23 protein-coding genes are annotated in these 25,108 nt (G+C 36.0%); 4 read left to right on the forward strand and 19 right to left on the reverse strand.

All coding sequences use genetic code 11. The annotated features are described in order from the left end of the window. Positions 1-153 precede the first annotated feature (153 nt). From LOK78_RS15770 to LOK78_RS15840, 15 genes are all read right to left on the reverse strand, one after another. The gene (locus tag LOK78_RS15770; RefSeq protein WP_232635577.1) at positions 154-1,128 is read right to left on the reverse strand and encodes a hypothetical protein; all 975 of its coding nucleotides are present in this window, start codon (positions 1,126-1,128) and stop codon (positions 154-156) included. A gap of 167 nt (positions 1,129-1,295) precedes the next feature. Continuing rightward, on the reverse strand, positions 1,296-1,895 hold the full coding sequence (locus LOK78_RS15775) for an RDD family protein (protein WP_232635578.1): 600 nt from the start codon (positions 1,893-1,895) through the stop codon (positions 1,296-1,298). Positions 1,896-2,060: 165 nt separating this feature from the next. Next, complete coding sequence (locus LOK78_RS15780) at positions 2,061-2,429, reverse strand: hypothetical protein (RefSeq protein ID WP_232635579.1); 369 nt, start codon at positions 2,427-2,429, stop codon at positions 2,061-2,063. Between the two features lie 195 nt (positions 2,430-2,624). Next, positions 2,625-3,191 (reverse strand): hypothetical protein, encoded by a 567-nt coding sequence (locus LOK78_RS15785; protein ID WP_232635580.1) that lies wholly within the window; start codon positions 3,189-3,191, stop codon positions 2,625-2,627. A 178-nt stretch (positions 3,192-3,369) separates the two neighbouring features. Further along, on the reverse strand, positions 3,370-3,885 hold the full coding sequence (locus LOK78_RS15790) for a hypothetical protein (protein ID WP_232635581.1): 516 nt from the start codon (positions 3,883-3,885) through the stop codon (positions 3,370-3,372). 254 nt (positions 3,886-4,139) lie between these two features. Then, positions 4,140-4,688, reverse strand: a complete 549-nt coding sequence (locus tag LOK78_RS15795; RefSeq protein ID WP_232635582.1) for a hypothetical protein — start codon at positions 4,686-4,688, stop codon at positions 4,140-4,142. A 161-nt stretch (positions 4,689-4,849) separates the two neighbouring features. Then, positions 4,850-6,106, reverse strand: coding sequence for a Kelch repeat-containing protein (locus LOK78_RS15800; protein ID WP_232635583.1), 1,257 nt, complete (start codon positions 6,104-6,106; stop codon positions 4,850-4,852). Between the two features lie 50 nt (positions 6,107-6,156). After that, the gene (locus LOK78_RS15805; protein WP_336246340.1) at positions 6,157-7,095 is read right to left on the reverse strand and encodes an IS3 family transposase; all 939 of its coding nucleotides are present in this window, start codon (positions 7,093-7,095) and stop codon (positions 6,157-6,159) included. Beyond that, complete coding sequence (locus LOK78_RS15810; RefSeq protein ID WP_232635584.1) at positions 7,008-7,379, reverse strand: transposase; 372 nt, start codon at positions 7,377-7,379, stop codon at positions 7,008-7,010. Before LOK78_RS15810 ends, LOK78_RS15805 begins: the two co-directional genes overlap by 88 nt. Positions 7,380-7,467: 88 nt before the next feature. After that, the gene (locus tag LOK78_RS15815) at positions 7,468-8,334 is read right to left on the reverse strand and encodes an IS3 family transposase (protein ID WP_336246341.1); all 867 of its coding nucleotides are present in this window, start codon (positions 8,332-8,334) and stop codon (positions 7,468-7,470) included. After that, positions 8,262-8,720 (reverse strand): helix-turn-helix domain-containing protein, encoded by a 459-nt coding sequence (locus tag LOK78_RS15820; protein WP_232635585.1) that lies wholly within the window; start codon positions 8,718-8,720, stop codon positions 8,262-8,264. The genes LOK78_RS15815 and LOK78_RS15820 overlap by 73 nt, the downstream gene beginning before the upstream one ends. A gap of 228 nt (positions 8,721-8,948) precedes the next feature. Then, a complete protein-coding gene (locus LOK78_RS15825; RefSeq protein ID WP_232635586.1) occupies positions 8,949-9,524 on the reverse strand; it encodes a hypothetical protein in 576 nt (191 codons plus the stop codon). 152 nt (positions 9,525-9,676) lie between these two features. After that, a complete protein-coding gene (locus LOK78_RS15830; RefSeq protein ID WP_232635587.1) occupies positions 9,677-10,369 on the reverse strand; it encodes a hypothetical protein in 693 nt (230 codons plus the stop codon). Positions 10,370-10,442: 73 nt separating this feature from the next. After that, the gene (locus LOK78_RS15835) at positions 10,443-12,758 is read right to left on the reverse strand and encodes an ATP-dependent helicase (RefSeq protein ID WP_232635588.1); all 2,316 of its coding nucleotides are present in this window, start codon (positions 12,756-12,758) and stop codon (positions 10,443-10,445) included. A 96-nt stretch (positions 12,759-12,854) separates the two neighbouring features. Then, positions 12,855-14,420, reverse strand: a complete 1,566-nt coding sequence (locus LOK78_RS15840; protein WP_232635589.1) for a hypothetical protein — start codon at positions 14,418-14,420, stop codon at positions 12,855-12,857. A 62-nt stretch (positions 14,421-14,482) separates the two neighbouring features. Between LOK78_RS15840 and LOK78_RS15845 the strand changes: the two genes are divergently transcribed. Further along, positions 14,483-16,042: an FMN-binding glutamate synthase family protein gene (locus tag LOK78_RS15845; RefSeq protein ID WP_053970428.1), complete on the forward strand. Its 1,560-nt coding sequence runs from the start codon at positions 14,483-14,485 to the stop codon at positions 16,040-16,042. 476 nt (positions 16,043-16,518) lie between these two features. Then, the gene (locus LOK78_RS15850; protein ID WP_232395156.1) at positions 16,519-17,040 is read left to right on the forward strand and encodes a DUF7935 family protein; all 522 of its coding nucleotides are present in this window, start codon (positions 16,519-16,521) and stop codon (positions 17,038-17,040) included. A gap of 5 nt (positions 17,041-17,045) precedes the next feature. Here LOK78_RS15850 and LOK78_RS15855 read toward each other — a convergent pair whose 3' ends face one another. Beyond that, positions 17,046-17,954: a patatin-like phospholipase family protein gene (locus LOK78_RS15855; protein ID WP_232635590.1), complete on the reverse strand. Its 909-nt coding sequence runs from the start codon at positions 17,952-17,954 to the stop codon at positions 17,046-17,048. Further along, positions 17,954-19,918 carry a M1 family metallopeptidase gene (locus LOK78_RS15860; RefSeq protein WP_232635591.1) on the reverse strand — a complete coding sequence of 655 codons (1,965 nt, stop codon included), beginning with the start codon at positions 19,916-19,918 and terminating at the stop codon, positions 17,954-17,956. Before LOK78_RS15860 ends, LOK78_RS15855 begins: the two co-directional genes overlap by 1 nt. An 81-nt stretch (positions 19,919-19,999) precedes the next feature. Here LOK78_RS15860 and recG point away from each other — a divergent pair, with 81 nt between their 5' ends. Further along, on the forward strand, positions 20,000-22,102 hold the full coding sequence (gene recG, locus LOK78_RS15865; RefSeq protein WP_232635592.1) for an ATP-dependent DNA helicase RecG: 2,103 nt from the start codon (positions 20,000-20,002) through the stop codon (positions 22,100-22,102). A 15-nt stretch (positions 22,103-22,117) separates the two neighbouring features. Continuing rightward, positions 22,118-23,140, forward strand: coding sequence for an SMP-30/gluconolactonase/LRE family protein (locus LOK78_RS15870; protein WP_232635593.1), 1,023 nt, complete (start codon positions 22,118-22,120; stop codon positions 23,138-23,140). Here the strand turns inward: LOK78_RS15870 and murA are convergent. Then, positions 23,137-24,444 (reverse strand): UDP-N-acetylglucosamine 1-carboxyvinyltransferase, encoded by a 1,308-nt coding sequence (murA, locus tag LOK78_RS15875; protein ID WP_232635594.1) that lies wholly within the window; start codon positions 24,442-24,444, stop codon positions 23,137-23,139. The genes LOK78_RS15870 and murA overlap by 4 nt on opposite strands. 6 nt (positions 24,445-24,450) lie before the next feature. Next, entirely contained in the window at positions 24,451-25,092 is a 642-nt protein-coding gene (locus LOK78_RS15880) for a DUF4290 domain-containing protein (protein ID WP_166961412.1), read from the reverse strand. Positions 25,093-25,108: the final 16 nt, after the last annotated feature.

The raw sequence follows: 25,108 nt of genomic DNA on the forward strand, positions 1-25,108 counted from the left end.
TATATAACCATCAGGTATCGGCTTGGTTTACTTTGTTTTTCGGTTTAGAACTGGCGTTAGCAATTCCGAGAGGATTCTAGCCTGCCCTGAGCGTAGTCGAAGGGTGGTCGAATCCGCCGTAATTGCGGTTATACATTGTTGGCAAAAGTTTTTTTACATTATTTCTACTAACTTATTGGAAAGTTCATTCACAATTTCTTCATTTGAAATAGCTTCATTTAAAATGCTTTCATATGTTGTTTGAGCTTTCAAATTTTCAAATATCAAGGTATCAGTTTCATTATCATAACTCCAATTACCTTGTTCATTTTCTAAAAGTTCAATTATTGTTTTTATTCCTTGACCGTATTCAATGTGAGCATTGATGTAAGGCATAAAATTTGGTTTTTGTATTGAGTCCTTTTTTGTCAATCCTTTTATAAAGCCTTTATAAGCTTTATTGCTTTTATCAATTCTTTTAGTTTGTTCTTTTAAATAGTCAACTCTATTTTCTACGAAAGCTTTAAAATTGTCTGATTGGTTAATATATTCTTGAACAGTTTGTTTTTGGAATTCAAACTCCTCTTTATTATTTAATTTATTAAAATCCAAAATCCGAGGTTCAGCAAACGCATTGTAAGCTTTATTCCATGCAATGTTAGTGCTATCAGATTTTCTAAAAAAGTCTTTCAAAGCTAACCACACTTTTCTTTCTTCGCCAACACTACTTTTTATTAAGTCATCAATTGAGTTTTTGACATTAGCTGATAATACATTGTAGTTTGAATCTGTCGAATCAGGATTAGCTAAAGTACTTTCTTTATATTCAGATACTGCTTTTTGTAAATCATCTATTGGCTTTTGTCTGTCTTTTGCAATTTGTCCGAATTCGCTAATTGAACCTAAAAACATTAATGTCAATACTACATTAAATGTTGTTGTTCCTCCGTTTTCTTTTTGTCCAAGTATAAACCAAAATAGTAATGCTAATAATGTCGGAACTAATATTATTCCAATTATAGAGCCGATACTAATTCCAAAAGTATATGCATCAAAACCGTAAATTCGGATGTTAAAGAAAACTATAATTACAGCGACAATTGAAGCATAAATTATATTAGATTTTGAAGGCTTAAAAGGGCGTTTCATTAATTCACTTTGGTTTTTTCAAATTTTGCCAACGGTTTGTGCAACGCCGTCGTTGCGGCGTAGTAGGGTTTAAAGATAGAAAAAGGAAACGGACATTACGCGTTTGCGAGGACTTTCCGTGAAGAAAATTAGAATGAATGAATATACACGGTGTTAGCATTAATATTTTATTTTGGGTTGCCTTTTATCACTTTAGTTTTTGACAAATAGTCGTGAAATCCATTCTTTACAAATAAGTATGATATTCCATCGAAGGGAATCAATCGGCATATAGTTCTGATTATAATCTCAGAAGTTGTTGCTTTATTACCATCTATTCTAACTACTTTGGTTTTAGTGATAAATTTACCAACCGTTTTTTGAAACTTTATTTCCATTACTGCATAATATGTCAAGAAAGCCCCAAAAATCGTTATAAAAGTCAGTAAACCACCAATATAGTTGTCCGAAGTTGGGGTTATAAAAAGTCCTAGAATTATAAATATTACTAAAATCAATAAATAGAAAATGATCAAGTCAATTATGTAGTGTAAAAATCTTATTCCTGAACTAACAACGTTTGAATCAACTTTTTGTTTTTGTTCAATTTTCACAGTTGCTTGTTCTTTTATTTTTTCAAACTCGCTTTTATCAATATTCCGCTTTTCGACTTCGGCATCCGCTGCTTCAATTGCTGTCGCATTATATCTTTCTCTTTCGACTGTTACAATCCTTATTAATTCTTCATCTGTCCTCTCGGACATTACTTTTGCAAATTCCTTTTCCATTAGGTTCGATGGTAGGTTAAAAATAATCCAACGGTCTTGTATAACAATCAGTTGCGGATTGGTTTAAAATTAAGATAGCTAAAATTCCTGACTTTTATGCTTGCGCGGTTGTGTCCGCAGGACAAAAAGCCGCAATTGTTGTTATACGGTGTAGCCACTGGTTTTTTATTCATAATAATTGTGAATGTCTATAATTGTATCATTACCTTTCTTATAGTAACTATATTCTCTGATTATTCCTATTCCGTTTTCATCCACATCTATTCTCTTTTTTACAAGCCCAGAATCCAAGTTTAACTTCGTCGTGTATTCAAGAGAGTAAATACCACTCGCATTAAAATAATCAAAAAATGTAATAATCGGTTTTTCAGTCAATTCAAAAGTTTCGGGTATTTCAGTTATATCTATTTTTTTTCTTTCGTTATTATATTCTATTCCGTATTTATTATAATTTAGATCATCATATCCAGCTAAAAATTTATAAAATAAGTAGATTATTAAAATAATAAATATTATTGGAATAGTTTTTTTCATTTCAGTATCTGAATATCAACTTGTGGCTAACGGTTTGTGTATAGTTTCGTTGCGTGACACGAGCACGAAGTGCGAACTGGCGTAGCAAAATCCGCGAGGATTTTCCGTGGGAAAATCAGAGTAACCAAATACGCACTAACCTTTTGATTTAGGATTAAACTTAAGCATTATTTTTATACAATGTTGGCAATAGTTTTAGTTAAAAATATATTGTAGCGATAGCGTAGATAAATAGCCGCCACCAAAATCACCTGTGCCATACAAATAAGAAGCTCGTATTCCAAATAGTTCAGAGCCTATTTTAAACCTGTAACCAACATTTGCAATTGGTCCATTCATTGCTTTTTTGACTAAAATGACATCATTTATTATTCCGTTATTAATATTACGACCAGCTTGTTCGAAACTATATCCAATACCTATAAACCCACCATTATTATTTTGCGATGATTCTCTACCACTTCCAAGTCCAAAATTATAATCAATGGTTATTGGAATATGAAATGTAATTTGATTATCATCCACAAAATTATAATCTATATTATATCCAATTCCAATATTAGTTCCAATCGATAAAGTAGAAGAATTTCCAATTTCTAAAACGTTAAATCTGGGTGAATATGTTACACCAATTGCATGCAAGCTTGCTTTTCTTGTGCCAATAAATCCAGTTGCTCCAATTGAGTGTGAAAATTTTTCTTGTGCTGTTGTAAGATTGCAAAGAATAATTAAGAATGTTGATACAAATATTTTTTTAGTCATTTTTGGTTTTAATTACAGCTAACGGTTTGTATAACCGTCAGTTATCTGTTTGGTTTACTTTGGTTTTTGGTTTAGCACTATCAGTAGCAATTCCGTGTGGATTCTAGTCTGCCTTGGGCGTAGTCTAAGGGTTGTCGAATCCGCCGTAATTACGGTTATACATTGTTTTGTGCTGGCTTTATTTCCGTTTATAATCTTCAAAACATTGCATTCCGATTGCGCCTCCACCATACGATAACACAATATTATCTTTGTAATAAATGTTATTGCAACCATCGTTATACTTCTCGATTAATTCCTCGTTTAGTTTCTCTCTAAATATTTTATACGAATAAACTCCTAGGCCATTATATCCATATTCAATTTCTACTGGTTCCCAATTAGATATTCCTATACAATCTGCGGTTTCCAATTTTTCATATAGTTTTTCGATAGTCTCATTTGTCCAATTAAGTTTAGTCTTGGCAAGTTCGAATGAGTTTGTTTTTCCGTGATATTTTTTGTCATAATCACTTTGAGGTTCTTCTATGTAATTGTCAACGTCAATGTTCCATTTCCGAAATAACAATTCATTGTCCGTTGAGCCATTTAGTCGTTCATAAACAACTAAATCTATTTCATCAGATGATTCATAACGTATTCTAACATTGAAATTTTCAGGAACAATTTGTTCAAAATAGTTCTTGACTTTCATTATTTCAGATGAACGTTCTTCATAATTTGTTATTAAGTCAGATTTTCGTTTTGAATGTCCGCAACTCAATAAAAAAATTGAAAAAAATCCGAGAACTATTAATCTAAATTTCATTGATTGTCGATTGGTTTTCAGCTTGTTGCCAACGGTTTTGTGTATGGCTCGTTGCGAGAAATCCGCGAGGATTTTCAGAAGTAGGCTTGCACTAGCAATTAATTTTATACGTTGTTGTGGCACGCTTTTTATTCCGATTTTTAGTCAAAAAATATTTCGTCCAAATTTCCTTTATTGTATGCCTTCAGATATTTTTTTGTCTTTGAGTTTATTGGAACGTTATTCTTTTTATTTCCGAGATATTCTAACAAAATTTTCGCTCCGCCAAGTTGAACTTCTCTAACATCTTCTTGTTCGCTGAATTTTTGTCCGTCAATTTTTTTACAAGTTAAAATTCGGTCGTGATTTATTTTTTGATCTAAACCATAATTGATCATTGCAACCGTGTATAAAAATTGCTGTTTATTTTCATTGGTCAAAGAAGTGAAAAAATTCCCAAACGTTGGAATTCCCATTCCTATATCTTTATTCATCCAAAACCCGACAATTTGTGTTGCAGAAATAAATTCCTTTGATTTTACGTTTACAGGATTGTCAAATATATATTCAGTTGCTTTAAATAATAAAGGTTCATATTTTTCATAGTCAGCATTTTTATCGGCTTTCATTTCCTCAAGTGATTCCGATAATTGTCCAAACACTGTAATTGGTAAAATCAGTAGTAAAATCAGGTGTAATTTCTTAATCATATTTTTATTTTTAGTCTTTATTTTTTTTACTTATCAAGGTGACTTAAATGTTTACCAACGGTATTGTGTATGATTTGCTGTGTTGTTTTGGTTCTAAATCAGCAATTAAAGCAAAATGAATTATAGCCTCGTGTTGTAAACAGTTTCTTTTTATTAATCGGTTAATCTAAATACCAAATATCGTTTAATAAACTGCCCATCCATCCACCAACAATCCATAACTTATCGTCAAATACAACATTAGCTTGATCTCCTCTTCCAGCAAAATTTGCATTTGATATTTCTACCTTCCAGTTAATACCATCCGCACTTGACCAAACATCATTGTTTAAGTCACCAGCGATTACCCATATCCTATTTTTGTATATAACTGTCGATTGTCCTCTTCTTTCTGAAAACCCGCTGTTTGATGTCTCTTCAATCCAATTAATCCCATCACTACTCGACCAAATGTCATTCATGTTACCAGAAACATAACCCCCAATAACCCATATTTTTTCTTGAAATACTCCGCAGCTGTGAAATCCTCTCGGCATGAAAGCGGCATTATTGGTTTCTTGTGTCCATGTAACACCATCCGTACTTGACCAAACGTCATTAAGATAAGAAGAAGATTGACTTCGTCCACCAATAATCCATATTCGGTTATCAAAGACGACACTAGTATGTGCATATCTTGCAGGAAAATTAGCACTTGCAGTTTCTTGAGTCCAAGTAATACCATCTGGTGAAGACCAAACATCATTAAGAAGAGATGCCGTTCCACCTCCACTAATGACCCAAATCTTATTCTGAAAAACTAATGTAGTATGATCTGTTCTTGGTGTAAATGATTTGGGCGAATTATTTGGAACTTCTTCAGTCCAATTTATACCATCAGAAGAAGACCACACATCGTTCAATAATCCTCCATTAATACCTCCATTGGATGCGTGATAGCCCCCAATGACCCATAACTTACCATTAAATTCAATTAGACTATGCTCTGTTCTGGTAGAAAAATCTGCGTTTGAAGTTACTAGTGTTTGAGTGATTTCTATTGTTGTAAATGTAAATACTTCACTTTCCGTTGTATTTCCATTATTATCTGTAGCAATAATCCGCCAAAAATAGTTGCTATTTCGTTCTAATTCTGTTACAATATTAAAACTTGTTGATGTTATATTTGAGGAGATTGTGGTTACAGGATTCTCAATTCCTAAATCAAGTAATAAAGTATATGTTACTGTATCTCCATCAGGATCTAATGCATTTTCCCAAACTAGCTGAGGATTTAGTGATACATTTATTGCGTTATTTTCGACTTGTAATAATTGGAAATCATTTGGAGGGAGATTACTAGATGAATCATCATCTTTTCCACATGAAATGATTAAAAAAAGAATTAATAGGTATGTACTTATTCTATTGTTTTTCATTTTTTTTCAAATGTCTCGTCCTGAAATATGGCTACAGGTTAAACATAGTTTTAAGCAGTTAATTTGTATACCATATTTGGTGTTTTGAAATCTAAAGATAAGTGTAATCTGACTTCGTTATATAATTTAATGGCATTTTTTGTAGCCCTCTTTGCGTGAGCTGTATCCATAAAGGTTTGATCGAGATAGAACTCATCTTTTAGGATGCCGTTTACCCGCTCTGCCATAGCATTTTCATAGCAATGGTTTTCTTCGGTCATACTTATCCCTATGTGTTTTCTTTTAAGTATCTGGGTGTATACATTGCTGCAATATTGTATTCCTCTGTCCGAATGATGTATGAGTCCATTAATGTCCTTTGCTTGATATAAAGCCTTATTTAATGCCCTGACACAACCGCTTAGTTCCAGGCTATCACTTAGGTCGTAGCCGACTATTTTCCTGGAATAGGCATCAGTAATCAAAGCCAGATAACAAAATCCTTTCAGGGTTCTAATGTAGGTGATATCACTTACCCAAACTTGGTTAGGTCTTGTTACAATGACGCCTTTAGCAATGTTCTTGTACTTACGGAACCTGTGCAAGGAATTGGTGGTTTTTGCACTGTACTTTTTCCTTAAGGTCAACATGTTGTTGGCCCTAAGCACATTTAAAAGCGTATCCCTACCAACTTTGATATTGGCCTTGTTAAACTCTACATCCAGTGATTTCATCATTTTCCGAACCCCTTCTCTGGGTAAGGATTTGCGTCGCCTTTTGACTATTTGAACGATTTGTTGTTCGAGTTGTAAACGCTGGTTTTCCCTATGCTTATATTTGTAATAAGCATCGCGTTTCAAGCCAAAACAGCTGCAAACAGTATCAAGCGAAGCAAATCCGTTACTTTTGGTCTTCGCCCTGATTAAGGCTTGGTATTTAGTTTTTTTTTGAGTTCTACCACGTTTTTGTAGCCCAGTTTCTCGGCAGCCACTTCCAGATAGGAATCCAATATCATGGCGTCAAGATCCTTTTTGAGCAATAGTTTTTTAAGCTGTTCAATTTCCTTTTGCAGCTCTTTAATACGTGTTATTTCGTCTTTTGTTTCCACTTTGATTCTGGTGTTCATTAGGTCTTTACGTTCATATTTCCTGATCCATTCGTTGATGGTAGTAGGATTGATTCCGTAAAGTTTTCCTAATTGGTTCTTGTTGAGTTTTCCAGTGGTAAGTTCGTCTAAAATTTTCAATTTAAACGATTCGCTGTAGCGTCTGATTACTTTGTCATTTTTGTACATAATTATTAAAATTATGTAGCCTTATTTCCGGACGGGTGTATTATACTGAAATAGGTTGACCTTTATTCGGTTTTTCAAAACGATGGTTTCAAATCGTTAGTGGATTTAAAATTACATTATTTTTTCGATACGATTTGTAGTTGATGTCGGGATTGAGATGTACCTCTACAGGTTTTCTCAGATCTAGGCTGAAATGAGTTCTTAGGTTATTGTAAATATAGACGGCCTGTTGGGTCATTTTTTGTGCCAGCTCGGTGTTTTTTATGGTTTGTTTTAGCCCATATTCATGTTTTAGGGTTCTGTTAATGCGTTCTGCAACGGCATTTTCATAAGGGTCGTATTGCTCGGTCATACTCATGATGATTCCATTTTCTTCTGCAAACTGAGTGTACTTAGGATTGCAATACTGGAAGCCTCTATCGGAATGGTGTATGAGGTTTTCCTTGGGGTATTTTCTGTTTTTAATGGCCATATTAAGAGCTTCTAAGCAAAGAGATGTTCTCATTTGATTATCAAGTTTATAGCCCATTATTTTCTTTGAATATGCATCGGTTACAATGGCTAGGTAATTATGGCCGTTTTCTGTTTTGATATATGTGATATCGCTAACCCAGAGCTGTTCGGGTCTACTAGGGATGTGGTTTTTGACCAGGTTTTTATATTTTTTGTACATGTGGTTGGAGTAAGTGGTTGTGATGTAGTTTTTAGATTTAGGAACAAGTAAGCTGTTGAGTCTTAAAAACCTATAGAATTTATCTCTGCCAATCTTAATGTTATTCTTGATAAATTCATGTTTTAGTTCTTTATACAGTTTGATCCCCCCAGTTTTGGAGCCTACTTTTTTACGATAACCCTTAACTAAAGCAACTAGTTTTTGGTGGTCTATTTCTTGTTTTTGTTGGGTTTTGATTCTTTTGTAGAAGGCTTGTTTACTAATCCCAAAACATCCGTAGATCCATTTTCTTTTAAACGGTCTTTCTTCTTTTTTTCTATCTCTTTTGCTAATGTTTTGGGCAATGACTTTTTTGACAAATCGACGCCTGTAATAAGTTCCATGTCAGCTATAATATCCTGTTGAAAGTCTTTTTGAAACTCCAGTTCTTCAATACGTTCTTTTAGTCTTTTTATCTCGTCGTTCTTACTCATACCAGTATTTTGTTGGACTAAGGTACTGTATTTTCTTAACCAATAGGAAATTGTTGTTCTGGGAACATCGTACTTTTTAGAAGCTTGGTTGCTTGAGATGTCCCCGGTTAGGATTTGGTCAACGACCAAAAGTTTGGTCTCTAAATTGACTTTTTGGTAGCTTTTTTTTTGCCAGTGTTGTTTTTCGTGTTTCATAAGTGACTGTAATTAATTGCTTAATTTTTAGTCAACCTATTTCAGGAAAATTCAGGGTGTTAATATTTGCCAACGGTTTGTATAACCGTCAGTTACGGGTTTATTTGCGTTAATTTTCGGTTAAGAACTGACGTTAGCAATTTCGAGTGGATTCTAGACTGCCTTGAGCGTAGTCTAAGGGTAGTCAAATCCGCCGCAATTGTGGTTATACATTGTTGAAAGTAGTTTTTATTCCATTTCATATCTCCAATATAAATTGCTATAAATTAGATATGTTACTATTAATCTTTGCGTATCGCTGTCAAATTCCACTTTATCAATTAATTCAGTCAATATTTCTCTATTCGGATAAGAATTGAGTTGAACTTTGTCTTTTGTGTCAAGAATAAACTGGTAATGTATTTGGTTTTTAAAGGAACTTATTGCACAATCATAAAATAATTCCTCAAAAAACAGGTTTGTCATTAAATTATTCTCTATGAAATAATGAATTGAATTAAATTCCTCAAATTCTGTTTTAAGAAATTCAGATTGTTCAATGTCACTGACTAAATTTAAATATGCATTTTTATTTATTTCGGTTAATTGTCCAGTTTTTTGCAAGTGGTATTCGAACTTTTGAATTGAATCAAAAACACTCACCGAATTCACAAAATCAGGTTCGGACGTTTCCACTGGGTAAAGAATTCCTCTATCAAAAGTTTTGTCATTTATACATTTTTGGTATTCAGATTCTAATTCATTCCGTTTGTCATTGCAAGAGGAAAAGGTCAGTATGACTGATAATGCGATTAATAATTTCAAATCTCAGAGTTGTTTTTTCAGCTTGTTGCTAACGGTTGGGCTATGGTTTCGTTGCGTGAAAATCCGCTAGGATTTTCCGCCGTAAACCGAAGATAGCAAATTTGCGAGGACTTTCCGCGAGGAAAGTCGGAAGCAATGAACTATAGCCGGTGTTACCTGCTGGCTTTTATTTTTTCAAATTCAGTTTTCAATTCCGCTTTATATTTTTCCACTTCTTCTGTTGTGTACATACAACAAAATCCGTCTTGTATTTTCCAAGTCCGAAATTTGTAATTCTGTCCTTTTGATTGGAATTCGGATTCTGCCATTCGGACAAATCCCTTTTCGGTTTCGTCAGAACCCAAATAAATTCCAGAGTTCGTCTTTATTTCTGTTTCCTTCAAATTTTCATTAAAGTCCGAAGACGTTAATAAAATTCCGCTTTTTGGGATTTCTATATTTTTATTCCAAGTCAAAGCTGATATGGACAAATCTTTTGAGTTCTCAACTCCATAAACTATTGTAACATAATTTTTGTCAAATTCCGTTGGAATGATGAGTGTTTTAGTTCGATTGAACTTATAACCATAAATTACGATAACCAAAAGCACTAATGTTAGTTCAGTCAAGAATATCTTTTTATAATTCTTAAGCCACTTTTTAAGTCCAAAGTCAATTCCAAACAGTAAAATTCCAATTGCGACAAGAGCAATGACAGCAAAAAATCCCCAGCCTAAATTTCTTTCCTTAATTACAATGAATATCGCATAAATTATAGACGATATTGATAAAATCAGAAAGGGCGTTATTTTTTTTAGCGTGTTGTTCATACAGCTTGCAGGTAACTTGTGCATATGTTTACTCATAAACATATACCCATTATATCAATACCTTTAAATTCAATTGTTATCTAAAAATTCTCCTTTAAAAAGGTCACTACTACCCTATCACCTCCAACTTGGCAAACCGAAGCAGAAGCTTCTTAACACCGCCATTTTCAAAGTTAATTTCGGCTTTGGTATCGGCTCCAGCACCTTCAATACTCAACACTTCTCCTTTTCCAAAACGCATATGCTCTACAATATTTCCTTTGGTCAACTTGCCATCAAACAAATTGGGCGCTTCACCTCCTGAAGAAGCCTTTAAAGGCTTTAACTTTTTGGGTGGAATAAACTTAGGCGGCGTCTTTTCTTCCCGAAGCTTCTTAGGTTTCTTGAAACGAATGGTATTTGGTTCTGGGTCTCCAAAAATATCGGCATCCAACATGGGATTGAATCGTTGCTCTTGGATAGGGGTTAAAATATCCAAATACTGGTCGTCTATCTCTTCAATAAATCGGCTCGGTTCGGCATCAATCAATTTTCCCCATCGGTAACGCGATAAGGTATAGGTAAGATACGCTTGCTTTTCGGCACGGGTCAAAGCCACATAAAATAAGCGTCTCTCTTCTTCCAACTCACTGCGCGTATTCATACTCATGGCACTTGGAAACAAATCTTCCTCCATCCCTACGATATACACATAAGGGAACTCCAATCCTTTTGCCAAGTGAATGGTCATTAATGCTACACGGTCATCATCGCCTTTGTCATTATCCAAATCGGATGCTAGTGCCACATCTTCCAAAAACTCGGTTAAGGAACCTGTAGCGTCTGCCAATTCTTTTTGTCCTTCAACAAAGTCCTTGATACCGTTCAAAAGCTCTTCGATGTTTTCCATACGGGCTACCCCTTCTGGCGTACCGTCTTTATTGAATTCCCTAATCAACCCACTGGTCTTGGTCACATGTTCGGCCAATTCAAAAGCATTGACATTCTGGTTCATCACCTGAAAGCTTTCAATCATGGTAACAAAGTCACGAAGTTTCCCTTTGGTTCCCGAATTGATTTGAATATCAACTTTATCCAAATTCTTCATAACCTCAAACATGGTGCGGTTATAACCATTGGCCACCACAACCAGTCGATCTATAGTGGTTTGTCCTATTCCCCTAGCAGGAAAGTTAATAACCCGCTTTAGGGCTTCCTCATCTGCCGGATTGATAATCAAGCGCAAATAAGACAGTACATCTTTAATTTCCTTTCGTTGGTAAAAAGACAAGCCTCCATAAATACGATAAGGAATGTCCCGTTTTCTTAAAGCATCCTCTATGGCTCTGGACTGAGCATTGGTACGGTAAAGCACTGCAAAATCACCATTGGGAAGTTGCTCCTGCATCTTATTTTCCAAAATGGAACTCGCCACAAAACGTCCCTCATCCCCATCGGTCATCAAGCGATTGACCTTAATCTTGGCGCCTTCGTCATTGGCTGTCCATACCACCTTATCCAAGCGGCTTTGGTTTTTCTCGATTATGGAATTTGCTGCTTTTACAATATTCTGGGTAGACCTGTAATTCTGTTCCAAGCGATACACCTTGGCATCATCATAATCGCGTTGAAAATTGAGAATGTTGTTGATATTGGCACCCCTAAACGCATAAATACTTTGGGAATCATCACCTACCACACAGATGTTTTGGTAACGGTCTGCAAGCGCCCTAACAATCAAGTATTGACTGTGGTTGGTATCTTGGTACTCATCTACCAATATATATCTAAAGCGGTCTTGGTATTTGGCCAAAACCTCTGGAAATCGTGTTAAAAGTTCATTGGTTTTCAGCAATAAATCGTCAAAATCCATGGCCCCTGCCTTGAAACAGCGTTCTACATAATTTTTGTAGATATCACCCATGCGTGGTCTTCTGGCAGCCGCATCGGCCTCCATCAGTTCTGGGTTGTTGAAATAGGCCCTAACCGTAATTAAACTGTTTTTAAATGAAGATATTCTGGAACGTATTTGCTTGTATTTATACACATCTTTATCAAGGTTCATTTCCTTGATAATGGATGATATCAAGCGGTCTGAATCCTGGGTGTCATAAATGGTAAAATTACTGGGATACCCCAAACGGTCTGCCTCAATGCGCAGAATCTTTGCAAACACCGAGTGAAAAGTTCCCATCCATAGATTTTTAGCTTCACTTTGCCCCACAATACTGGCGATACGTTCTTTCATCTCCCTTGCAGCCTTATTGGTAAAGGTAAGTGACAAAATATTGAAGGGATCAATCCCTTGATTCATCAAATAAGCAATACGGAAGGTCAATACCCTCGTCTTACCAGAACCCGCTCCGGCAATGATCATCATGGGTCCCTCCTTTTGTATGGTTGGCTCTAATTGGGCTTCGTTAAGCTGACTTAAATACTTCTCCAAATCTCTTTCATTTTAAAGGTTCAAAATAACCAAACAAAGAGGTATAAGTAAAGGAATTTTATGATTAATTATAAACAATTGAAAGAAGGGTATTACCTATAATCTATCCAGCACCATCACTTTCATTAATGCAGATTCGATGGTTTTCCAAATGAAGTTAAAAACCGATTTGGTTTTATCGCGTTGCACCTGATCCTTTGAGGCTGTACGATAAGCCTTCCCATCATGTTTACTATCATTCTTTACAAAAACATGAAGCACTCCAGACAGAAATTTATTTTTTTCCTTTCCGTCCTTTCTTAAGGCCACCACATCAAAATCGTCATACTTGATACGAAGGTCTATATGGGAATAATCGTTATTGCCATTAATGGTAAACTGCGTATTCTTCAGCTCCCCATTCACTTTGATGTTCATATTAGGTTGAGTGAAGTGGTTCAATTGGCTAGCATTTAAATGACCAATATCTGCTTGAAATTGGAACGCATTGGAAAGATTGTTAACATCAAAGGTCCATGTTACTTTCAAAGGCGTTTTTCCAAAAAACTTAGCATCCACATCCACGGAGGTCTTTTCTGGAGATTTATAGGTGTTTCCAAGCTTTTTAATGGTGGCATAAATTTCACTATAGGAAACGGTTCCTCCTTTGTTCTCTGCTTTTACTTTTTCAGTATAACTAATATTGGCATTCTTTACCAAAACTTCTTCCAGATTCAATTGAAACTTAAAATTCCTAATAACTTCACTGTATAACTTTTTAATTTTTAGGTTATCTGCCAACAATTTATTTCGATACACCTTTAAATCAGCATCCATTATCCTTGCTTGTGGAGAAGCAAAGTAGAACACCTCGTCTTTATTAAAACCAAACCTAGGCGCATCCACAGAAATGGAATCACATATCAGATTGTAATGGTCGCGTTCCTTGGAAATCATCTTGTTCATGGTTTCTCTGTCATATTTGGTATAAAGCGCTAGGTTTTCAAAACGTATTTCATCCGACTCAAAAGCTCCCTTTTCAACCTCAATATTCTCAAAATCGTTCAGTCGAAAGTAAAGATCCTTAAAACTCAAACCGTAGCTTCCCACTTTAACTGGAATCTTTTCTTTGATGGATGCATCATCCATGACTACTTCATTAAAATTCATTTGAAATTTATCAACTTGAAGCAACAAAGAGTCATTTTCCCTATTCAAGACCTTGATAAAACCATCTGTAACTTTAATTTTCTCTAAAGAAACGAGCTGTTTTAAATTATTTATTCCGTTAGATTTTAAAGAATCATTAGGGATTTTAGTGTCGTGAAAATAGGTGATTCTTGGTTTATCAAGATGAATATTCTGCACCAAGACATCATTCTTGGTTAAATATTTCATAAAGCCAATTCCATCCAAAAACAAGGATTTCATTTCAAGTTTTGCCCGCACCTCTCCAGTATGCTTTCCTGTATAACTACCTACAATTTCTCCTAGTTGAAGTGTGCCATTCCACAAGCTCAAATCAAAATTTTGATACTCAAGTTGTACCGTTTCTGGCAGAGAGGTTTTTAATACACCTTCAATCCTTTCTGCTACATAATTTTGAAGGATAAAATATCCGGGGATAGTTAGGAGAATTAAAATCCCTAGGGATATTAATACGATTTTCAAGGCTTTGGTCATTTCATAAAGATATACTTTTAGAACGATTATTTTTGGATACCTTTACAAAAAAAACTTACAAAATGAGCGCTTTTATGGAATTTCTAGGCAACATTAGTTGGTGGGGATGGATTCTGATTATTCTAGCCTTAGTGGCTATCAGAGATGTTTTTATTCAAAAACGACATACTATCAGTCACAATTTCCCTATTGTGGGACATTTAAGATATTGGTTAGAGAGCATTGGGCCTGAGTTAAGGCAATATTTGGTTGCCAACAACAGGGAGGAACTTCCATTCAATCGCATTGAAAGGAGTTGGATTTATGCCTCAGCCAAAAAAGAAAACAACTATGAAGGCTTTGGAACCGACAGGGATATTTATGCACACCAACATGTGTTTATAAACAATGCTATGATGCCTTTTAAAATAGAAGGGGATCACCCCAACGTAAAGGATCACACCTTTCTTCCTTGTGCAAAAGTCATAGGCTTACATCACAAACGAAAAAAACCATTCAGGCCAGCCTCAGTTATTAATGTTTCTGCCATGAGTTTTGGTTCGCTATCAGCCAAAGCGGTAGAGTCGCTCAATAAAGGTGTTAAAATTGCAGGAGCTTATCATAATACGGGTGAGGGTGGCTTATCGCCCTATCACAAACATGGAGGTGATGTCATTTTTCATTTTGGAACAGGCTATTTTGGAGTTCGGGATAAAAACGGGCAGTTTTCCATGAAAAAATTGGTCAAACTGGTTGAGGAAAATCCTTTTATCAAAGCCATCGAAATTAAGTTATCTCAAGGGGCCAAACCTGGCAAAGGTGGTGTTTTACCTGCTAAGAAAATCACCAAGGAAATTGCTGATATTCGCCATGTAGAAATGGGAAAAGATGTTTTATCACCACCCAGTCATTCAGCCTTTTCTAATGTTCAGGAAATGGTTGATCTTATCGAGGCGATAGCAGAGAATACAGGTTTGCCTGTAGGAATAAAAGCCGCCATAGGTAAATTGGACCAATGGGAGGAACTGGCAAATATCATGAAAAACACCAATAAAGGTCCTGATTTTATTACCGTGGATGGTGGTGAAGGTGGCACTGGTGCAGCTCCTCCAAGTTTTGCAGACCATGTTTCCCTACCTTGGGTTTATGGTTTTAGTGATTTGTATAAATTGTTTCAGCAACATGATTTGACTGAACGAATCGTTTTTATAGGAAGTGGCAAACTAGGTTTTCCTGCCAAAGCAGCAATGGCCTTTGCCATGGGGGTTGATTGTATCAATGTAGCGCGGGAAGCCATGATGAGCATAGGATGCATTCAAGCACAAGTATGCCATACCAACCGCTGCCCAAGTGGTGTAGCAACACAAAACAAGTGGCTACAAAAAGGTATAAACATCCCTTTGAAATCGGAAAGATTGGCTCAATATTTTAAGACTTTTAGAAAAGAATTCTTGGAAATCACACATGCCGCAGGTTATGAACACCCCTGTCAATTACAAATGAGCGATGTAGACGTCAATGTAGATGACCAGTACCTTTCCAAGGAATTGGATAAAACCTACCACTACCAAAAAACACCTGTCCCATTCAGTAATATGGCTTCCCTTCAGGATTGCCCTTATTTAGGGGGAATTTCAAAATAAGCAAAAATAAAAGCCCTATTATTAAACAAATAAATAGGGCCTTTAAACAACAACTTATGAAAAAGAATCAAAAAACTCTTTTGAATTTGCTATTAATGATTTGGGAATAGAGGTTTATTTTTTGATAAGACACTGAAACTGCTTGGAGCATAACTTTTACTTGGGGAGATAAAGGTTATACTCTTTCGCAGAATCATGTTTAAGCTGGTTAGTTTATTCATTAGACTTGGGGTTCTAATTAAGTTCATTCGATTTGGGATTACTAATATAGATAAAAATATCTATAAAAAGCATATTTTTTCGATGAAATGCATTTTATATTTTTATTTAATTGATTTTCAATAATTTAAAATCAGTCAATTTTAACCTACAATAATGTAAACTTAGAAGAAAAACCCACATATATTTCTTAAAATTCTTTTAGACCTTATGAAAACAACTTAAGTTTGCGGGTAAAACAACTTATTGGTTCAATTATGAATTTTTCTGACATATCTGACGTCCTTCTTTATATGGTTCCGGCATTGATTATCGCGATGATTGCTTATTATTTCTTTAGTCAAAACTTCAAAATGGAAACCGCTAGATTACATTACCTATTGAATAAAGACAATAACAAGCATAGTTTACCCATGAGGCTTCAAGCTTATGAGCGTATGACCTTGTTTTTAGAACGCATAAAACCATCTAAGTTACTAATTAGAGTTACTCCCTCTTCTTCAAAAAAGAATGACTATGAGGAATTACTTATTGCCAACATCGAGCAGGAGTTTGAACATAACTTAGCACAACAAATCTATATTTCATCGGAATGCTGGACCATCATTACGACAGCAAAGAACGCAACGATTCAACTAATCAGAAAAGCGAACCTTCCTGAAAGCACCGATTCTGCAAACAAACTAAGAGAAGTTGTGTTAAAAGAGATGATGGAGAAACAGTCTCCTAGTGATGCTGCTTTAGCTTTTATCAAGCAAGAGGTAAACGAGCTGTGGTAATAACTTTATAGTTCTATATCTCTTGAGGCTTTTTCCTCATGTTTTTCCTTGGCATGGTCATAACCTTGTTGCCACCATTTTCTCATGAGCCTTTTACTAAAAATCAAAGAGTTCTCGGTAAGTTCGGTTGGAGTATAATAAAGATTTAGGGTTACTCCCCTATTTTTTGCAGCTAACTTTCCTATTAAAATATCATGTTTTTCCAGTTGATCCATAACATGTCCAAACAAGCTAAGCATTAGTGAAAAAGGGTTTTTTCCAAGTACTTTTTGACCCTCCAGATTTTCAGATTTTAAGATGATGGCGTCCACCTCGGTAGCTCCTCGCTGTATCGCCTCCCTAATCGGAACCACACACCCCAAACCACCATCAGCATACTCATAGCCATCCACTTTTACCAACGACATAAAAGGTACATAATTACATGAGATCCAAATCCATTGGCAAAACTCCTCATAGGTAAATTCTTTGATTGACTTGTATTCAGTCGTATTTGTTGAAAGATTAACAACAGTTACCACTAGATCTTCTTTGGTATTTAGTATTTGATGGTATTCCTCTTCAGTAAAATTTCGCTTGATAGCCTTTTTGAGGGCCTTACTCTCTCCAAACGTGCGTTTTTGCCTGATAAATTGCCACAATGAGTTGACAAAATCGATAGAGACATATTCCCTATCCCCTTTCTTTCTTTGAACAAATGGGCTGACACTAAAAATATCCTGCTGCTGTACACTAGTAAACATCTCATGAAGCTTGGAAATTTTATTGACTGCCAAATGCGGAATCAACAGACTTCCCGTAGACGTTCCTAAATACATATCATATTGCCTTCCTCTCTCCTCAATAAGGTATTGGGCGACACCTCCCGCAAAAGCACCTTTACTTCCGCCTCCTGAAATTACTAGAGCTCTCATTAATTTTGAACAGGTTTTAAACGTTCCAACATTTCTTTAGCAAACTTAGACATTCTCCAATTATGGTGTTTTGTAGCTTGTTTTAAATTGTCCTGGCATATATCATTGCATCCTTTTAAAGCATCCAAGTACTGAAAAGCTCCCAATCGCACCTCAAAACCAAATCGCGGACTGGTATAGTCTAACAATTCATAATAATAGGTCTCATTATTTTCAGGTTCAAAATTTGGTGAAGAAAGCGCTAAAGCCAGCCATAGCAACCTGATGTTTTTATCAGGAAACCCAACAAGGTCTTTGGTTTGCTTGAAATAAGTAGCTCGATCTTCTGGAAAATTAATCCATAAATGATATAAAGCCGCTTCAATTGTTTTATAAGAGGGATCATTCAATAATGACTCATAGGACTCCTTCAGGTTTTGAGGAATCTTACTCACGCTCTCTGCAATGGCCTGACGCACCTCCCAACCAGAATTAAACAAATCTACAGTCACTTTTTCTGGAACCTGAGCTATCACCTTACTTTTAGTCCAATCAGAAACACCTGAATTCAAATAATAGGCGCATTTTCCGCTGTTCATTTCGCAATCGGCCATTTCGTACTCTTGGATGTAGGCAGATTTCATTAATAGCTCACAGGCTTGTTCTTGAGGGAATTTCACATTCTCAATCCAAAGCAACTGGAAACCATGAAGGTTCAAACCACTTGCTTGCTCCACTTCAGAAATAAAATCGTTTGTCTCAACCAAACCATAGGCGTGTTTATTCAGATAATTTCTAACCGCCTTTTCAAAAGCTTCATCTCCTACCTTATCCTTAAGCGCATGCAGAACCCAAGCTCCATGCTTATAAAAGGTCAAACTACTTGACTTAGGATTTAAAAGAGAGGTTCCTTGACCAGCCCGCTCCTGCTGCATGAGTTCTTGATAATATTCATATAAGCGTTGGAAATAGTAATGCTCGCCAAACACTTCTCTTTCTGCTAGCAACGCATAATAGGTGGCAAAACCTTCTTGCAACCAATGGTGATCCCCATTTTTAGCAGTCACATAGTCTCCAAACCATTGGTGCGCCAATTCATGGGCGTTTACGTTGACATAATTCTTATCCACAAAAGAGATGGAATCAATCACAAATGAATCTGCAAAAATGGTGGCACTGGTATTTTCCATACCTGCATAAAGAAAATCATGCACCGGTATCTGCTTGTAGTTTTGCCATGGATAAGCAAAGCCTATTTCTGATTCTAAAAAATCAAACATAGTCTTTGAAAATCGATAAGTAGGTTCTACACGCATGGAATCTTTTGGGTAATAGTACATTTCTAATGGCTTACCAGATTTGGATATCTCTTCCTTTTTATCATAGTCTCCAATAGCTAAAGCCACCAAATAACTACTCATGGGACGCTCCATATCATAGGTCCAAGTGATTTTGCCATTCTTTTCATTTTTATTTACCAATGTTCCATTGGCTACTACTTCATAGGCCTTATCAAAGGTAACTTGTAAATCAAATTCTATTTTGTCATTGGTATCGTCTAAACTGGGCAACCAATGACTGGTATATTTTCCCTGGCCTTGGGTCCAAATTTGATTGGGCGCCTCATTATCCCAACCCACAAAATAAAGTGCTTTTTTAGGTGATACTTGATATGTAAAACTCAATTGATATTTCTTGTTTGGAACCAACCTCTCCAAAAGCCAAAATTTATCACCATCATTATCCCATTTTGCGGTTGATTTATTCAACTTCACATCTTTAAAAATCATTCCAACGGCATCCAAATAAATCGAGTCAACTGGCTTTAAAATTTCAAATTCGTATGTAAGATTCCCCATAACCAGTTTTTCCGAAGTATTAAAGCTTAAGTCTACTAAAACACTTTTAAAATCCACATTATCTGATTGTTGTGAATAAATAAAAAGACTAAAAAGCCCAAAGAAAAGGTTAAGAAATGGTTTCATAACTTGAAGATAGTAAACCTAAAGTCATTTCCGCAAATTTTAAAGCTTTTAACTTTCACTTAATACATTTATCTTCGTCTCATGTCTAGCAATCTTCAAACACCTATAGATTACTTAAAAGGCGTTGGCCCCAACCGAGCTGAATTGCTCCGTAAGGAATTAGGCATCCACACCTATCAAGATTTAATCAATCTATTCCCAAATAGATATTTGGACCGCACCCAATATTATAAAATTGGTCAATTACAAAGAAACAGTTCCGAAGTACAGGTTATTGGAAAAATCATAGGATTCAAGGAAGTAGCTCAAAAAAGAGGAAAGCGCTTAGTTGCCACTTTCCAAGACGACACAGGAACCATGGAATTGGTTTGGTTTAGAGGGCAAAAATGGATAAGAGATAGCCTTAAAACCAACCAAGCTTACGTCATTTTTGGAAAAACCAACTGGTACAATGGCATTTTCAGTATGCCGCACCCAGATTTGGAACTACTTATAGATCATGAGAAAAGCTTAAAATCTGCAATGCAACCGATTTATCCATCGACTGAAAAGCTTTCCAACAAGGGAATTACAAATAAGGTCATGACAGGAATCATGCAGAATTTATTCTTGGAAACCAACGGGAAATTCCAAGAAACCCTTTCTGAGGATATTTTAAAAGATTTAAACTTAATCTCCAAAAAAGAGGCCTTATTCAATATCCATTTTCCAAAAACCCAAGAGCTTTTAGCTAAGGCCCAATTTCGATTAAAATTTGAAGAGTTATTTTACATCCAACTACAACTTATTTTAAAAAACCTCATTCATAAATCAAAAATTAAAGGCTTTACATTTGAAAAAGTAGACACCTATTTCAACACCTTTTTTAAGGAGCATTTACCCTTTAATTTAACGCAAGCCCAGAAGCGAGTCATCAAAGAAATTAGGGCTGATTTAGGGAGCAATGCCCAAATGAACCGACTTCTTCAAGGAGATGTTGGTTCTGGCAAGACCATTGTAGCGTTCATGTCAATGCTCATAGCACTTGACAACGGTTTTCAAGCCTGTTTAATGGCTCCAACTGAAATTTTGTCAGTCCAGCACTTTAACGGATTAAGTGAATTATGCAACTTATTGAATATCAGCATAAAAATACTCACTGGATCAAGTAATACTTTAGAAAGAAGAGAAATCCATGAATCTTTGGAAAATGGGGAATTACAGATCCTAATTGGCACCCATGCCCTACTGGAAGACAAGGTGAAATTTAAAAATTTAGGACTGGCCATTATAGATGAACAACACCGATTTGGAGTCGCACAAAGAAGTAAACTTTGGAAAAAAAATCACATTCCTCCACATATTTTAGTGATGACTGCCACCCCAATTCCAAGAACCTTGGCCATGTCCATTTATGGTGATTTAGACATCTCGGTAATTGACGAACTTCCACCGGGAAGGCAACCCATAAAAACCGTTCATCGTTATGACAACAATCGGCTAAAGGTATTTAAGTTTATTCGGGATGAAATAACCAAAGGAAGACAAATATATGTAGTTTACCCCTTGATTCAAGAAAGTGAAAAAATGGACTATAAGGATCTCATGGACGGTTATGAAAGTATCGCCCGCGACTTCCCCGCTCCACAATACCAAATCTCTATTGTTCACGGTCAAATGAAACCTGCCGATAAAGATTATGAAATGCAGCGATTCGCAAAAGGAGAAACACAAATTATGGTGGCTACTACTGTTATTGAGGTTGGCGTTAATGTGCCCAATGCGACTGTTATGGTTATTGAAAGTGCCGAACGTTTTGGTCTGTCGCAATTACACCAATTACGGGGACGCGTGGGTAGAGGTGGCGAACAGAGTTATTGCATTCTAATGACCTCGCATAAATTATCGAATGAAAGCAAAATAAGATTGGAAACCATGACCAAAACAAATGATGGCTTTGAAATCGCCGAGGTGGATTTAAAATTGCGAGGACCAGGCGACATCATGGGAACCCAACAAAGCGGCGTTTTAAACCTGAAAATAGCCAATATTGTCAAAGATAAAGACATATTACAATCGGCGCGCTATTACGCTAAAAAGGTACTTAAAGACGATCCCGCACTCTCACAAACAAAAAATACCAATATTTTAAGAACCTACCAGCAACTTAGTAAGTTTAAAAACATTTGGAACTATATTAGTTAAGCAAAACAATTACCTTTGAAGCATAATACTCTTACCATGTCTATGAAACACCTTTCTGCTGCATTACTTATATTTTTTGGTGCATTTATTATAAGCTGCAAATCCGATACAAAATCGGAGAAACATACCGAAGCCATAACCGAAAAGACGATTGAAAAACAAGCTGTTTTAGAACTTGAAATAGCTGCCAATTTGGGAGAAGGCGCCTTTTGGAACTACAAAAGCAATGAACTTTACTGGATAGACATAGAGGATAAAAAATTGCACATCTACAATCCTAAGACAAAAGAGGACAGAGTATTTAATACACCTTCCAGAATTGGGACCGTGGTTCCGAAAAACGCCGAGGAAGCCGTTATAGCACTTGAAGATGGCATCTATATCATCAATACACAAACAGGAGACCTAAAACTTCTTTCAGACATCGAACACGATCTTACTCAAAATCGCTTTAACGATGGAAAATGTGACCCTTCCGGACGTTTTTGGGTAGGCTCACTTAATTTGAAAGAAGAAGCAGCATCAGCTAACTTATATATGATAGACACCACAGGACAGACCACTTTAAAAATTGACAGTGTCACCATCTCTAACGGCATTGTTTGGACAAAAGACAGAAAGACCATGTATTACATTGATACCCCAACAGGAAAAATTATGGGGTATGATTACGACGACAAAACAGGTGATATTACTAACGGACGTGTAGCAGTAACTGTAAGCGACACTATTGGCTACCCTGATGGGATGACTATAGATGAAAATGATAACCTTTGGGTAGGCTTATGGAACGGACATGCCGTTGGCCATTTTGATCCCAAATCTGGAAAATTACTGGATAAAATCCAGGTACCTGTTCAAAATGTGACTTCCTGTGCTTTTGGAGGTGAAAATCTTGACACACTTTACATCACAACCGCCAGTAGAGGCATCAGTGAAGAAGATAAAAAACAATATCCTTTATCAGGTTCTGTATTTAAAGCTGTTCCAGGTGTTAAAGGCGTTAAGGGATCATTCTTTGGTAATCAATACGACTAAACGCGCTCTATTTTAGCTCCGATAGCTCTTAAACGCTCGTCAATATTTTCATATCCACGATCTATTTGCTCGATGTTATGTATCGTAGAAGTACCCTTGGCTGATAAAGCCGCAATAAGCAACGAAACACCCGCTCTAATATCAGGAGAGGTCATAGTAGTCGCCTTCAAGGAAGACTTAAAGTCATGCCCTATAACTGTAGCTCTATGTGGGTCACAAAGAATAATTTTAGCCCCCATATCTATAAGCTTATCCACAAAGAACAAGCGACTTTCAAACATTTTTTGATGCACTAAAACACTACCTCTCGCTTGAGTTGCTACCACCAAAATAATACTCAATAAATCCGGAGTAAATCCTGGCCAAGGCGCATCGGCAATAGTAAGAATAGAACCATCTATAAAACTTTGAATTTCATAGCCATCGGTATGAGCCGGAATATGGATGTCTTCCCCTTGTTTTTCAACTGTTATTCCTAATTTTCTAAACACATTTGGAATCAAACCCAAATCATCCCAACTCACATTCTTGATAGTGAGTTCACTTTTAGTCATAGCAGCCAATCCAATCCAGCTTCCTATCTCAATCATATCTGGAAGCATTCTATGCTCTGTACCACCCAATTGATCTACTCCTTCAATAGTCAGCAAATTAGAGCCTATTCCAGAAATCTTAGCCCCCATTCTATTAAGCATCTTACAAAGTTGCTGCAAATACGGCTCACAAGCAGCATTATAGATTGTTGTAGTTCCCTCAGCCAAAACAGCAGCCATGACAATATTGGCTGTTCCTGTTACAGAAGCTTCATCAAGCAACATGTAGGTTCCTTTCAACTTATCTGCTTCTACCCCATAAAAATGGTCTTCTCTATTATATCGAAAGGAAGCTCCTAATTTGATAAACCCTTCAAAGTGGGTATCTAAGCGACGTCTACCTATTTTATCACCACCTGGCTTTGGGATATAACCTTTTCCAAAGCGAGCCAATAGTGGTCCTACAATCATAATAGAGCCTCTTAAACCTCGTCCGTCTTCTTTAAATTCAGCCGATTCAAGATATTCTAAATTCAAATCATCTGCTTGGAAGGAATAGGTACCGTGTTCTAATTTTTCAATTTTCACTCCCAGTTTACCTAAAAGCGAAATCAACTTATTTACATCTACAATATCAGGAATATTACCTATGGTTACTTTTTCGGGAGTTAATAATACTGCGCATAAAATTTGAAGCGCTTCGTTTTTTGCTCCTTGTGGCTGGATGCTCCCTTTTAATTGGTGGCCTCCCTCAATTATAAATGTTTTCATGAAGTTTTAGTAGCGTTTGCGGTTTCTATTTTTCTTATGTCCTCCTTTTTTGTTACTGGTAAATTTCTTTTTAGCAGTATTTCTCATAAGACTAGAAGAATCTGACAAGTCTTCATCTGCGTTAAAAAGATTAATTTTACCTCCAGAAAGTTCTCTTAAGTGCTCAAAAATCACATCATCTTCAACCGTATCTTTGTTCCAATTCAAGAAACATTTTTTCATATGGTTGGCAATGGTATAAATTAGAGCGTCTTTAAGATCGCCATCTTCCCAGGTACAAGCCACATCTATCATCGTTTTGATATTATTACCATAAAAACGATATTTGGGATGATTTTGCGGGTAATGCAAAGGGTTTGGGCGCTCTTCAAGGGCTTCCTTAGAAGGTTTGTCATAAGGGGAATCAACATCCAAATCAAAATTGGACATAATAAAAAGTTGATCCCATAATTTATGTTGAAAATCAGGCACATCACGTAAATGGGGCTGTAAATTACCCATAACATCAATGATAGCCTTAGCTACTTTATTTCTTTCTTCCTTGGTTTCTTGTGATTGGGCATATTGAACCATTTTCTGAATATGACGACCATATTCTGGTATGATTAAATGCTCACGTTCCGAATTATATTCTAAATAATCAGTCAAAATGTATTTGTGAAAT

Source organism: Mangrovimonas futianensis (genome assembly GCF_021245805.1).
GTDB lineage: Bacteria > Bacteroidota > Bacteroidia > Flavobacteriales > Flavobacteriaceae > Mangrovimonas > Mangrovimonas futianensis.

Excerpts from the sequence above, each read along its gene's own strand:
- LOK78_RS15770 (WP_232635577.1), bottom strand. The coding sequence starts at position 1,128 with ATGAAACGCCCTTTTAAGCCTTCAAAATCTAATATAATTTATGCTTCA.
- LOK78_RS15775 (WP_232635578.1), bottom strand. The coding sequence starts at position 1,895 with ATGGAAAAGGAATTTGCAAAAGTAATGTCCGAGAGGACAGATGAAGAA.
- LOK78_RS15780 (WP_232635579.1), bottom strand. The coding sequence starts at position 2,429 with ATGAAAAAAACTATTCCAATAATATTTATTATTTTAATAATCTACTTA.
- LOK78_RS15785 (WP_232635580.1), bottom strand. The coding sequence starts at position 3,191 with ATGACTAAAAAAATATTTGTATCAACATTCTTAATTATTCTTTGCAAT.
- LOK78_RS15790 (WP_232635581.1), bottom strand. The coding sequence starts at position 3,885 with ATGAAAGTCAAGAACTATTTTGAACAAATTGTTCCTGAAAATTTCAAT.
- LOK78_RS15795 (WP_232635582.1), bottom strand. The coding sequence starts at position 4,688 with ATGATTAAGAAATTACACCTGATTTTACTACTGATTTTACCAATTACA.
- LOK78_RS15800 (WP_232635583.1), bottom strand. The coding sequence starts at position 6,106 with ATGAAAAACAATAGAATAAGTACATACCTATTAATTCTTTTTTTAATC.
- LOK78_RS15810 (WP_232635584.1), bottom strand. The coding sequence starts at position 7,379 with ATGTACAAAAATGACAAAGTAATCAGACGCTACAGCGAATCGTTTAAA.
- LOK78_RS15820 (WP_232635585.1), bottom strand. The coding sequence starts at position 8,720 with ATGAAACACGAAAAACAACACTGGCAAAAAAAAAGCTACCAAAAAGTC.
- LOK78_RS15830 (WP_232635587.1), bottom strand. The coding sequence starts at position 10,369 with ATGAGTAAACATATGCACAAGTTACCTGCAAGCTGTATGAACAACACG.
- LOK78_RS15840 (WP_232635589.1), bottom strand. The coding sequence starts at position 14,420 with ATGACCAAAGCCTTGAAAATCGTATTAATATCCCTAGGGATTTTAATT.
- LOK78_RS15845 (WP_053970428.1), top strand. The coding sequence starts at position 14,483 with ATGAGCGCTTTTATGGAATTTCTAGGCAACATTAGTTGGTGGGGATGG.
- LOK78_RS15850 (WP_232395156.1), top strand. The coding sequence starts at position 16,519 with ATGAATTTTTCTGACATATCTGACGTCCTTCTTTATATGGTTCCGGCA.
- LOK78_RS15855 (WP_232635590.1), bottom strand. The coding sequence starts at position 17,954 with ATGAGAGCTCTAGTAATTTCAGGAGGCGGAAGTAAAGGTGCTTTTGCG.
- LOK78_RS15860 (WP_232635591.1), bottom strand. The coding sequence starts at position 19,918 with ATGAAACCATTTCTTAACCTTTTCTTTGGGCTTTTTAGTCTTTTTATT.
- recG (WP_232635592.1), top strand. The coding sequence starts at position 20,000 with ATGTCTAGCAATCTTCAAACACCTATAGATTACTTAAAAGGCGTTGGC.
- murA (WP_232635594.1), bottom strand. The coding sequence starts at position 24,444 with ATGAAAACATTTATAATTGAGGGAGGCCACCAATTAAAAGGGAGCATC.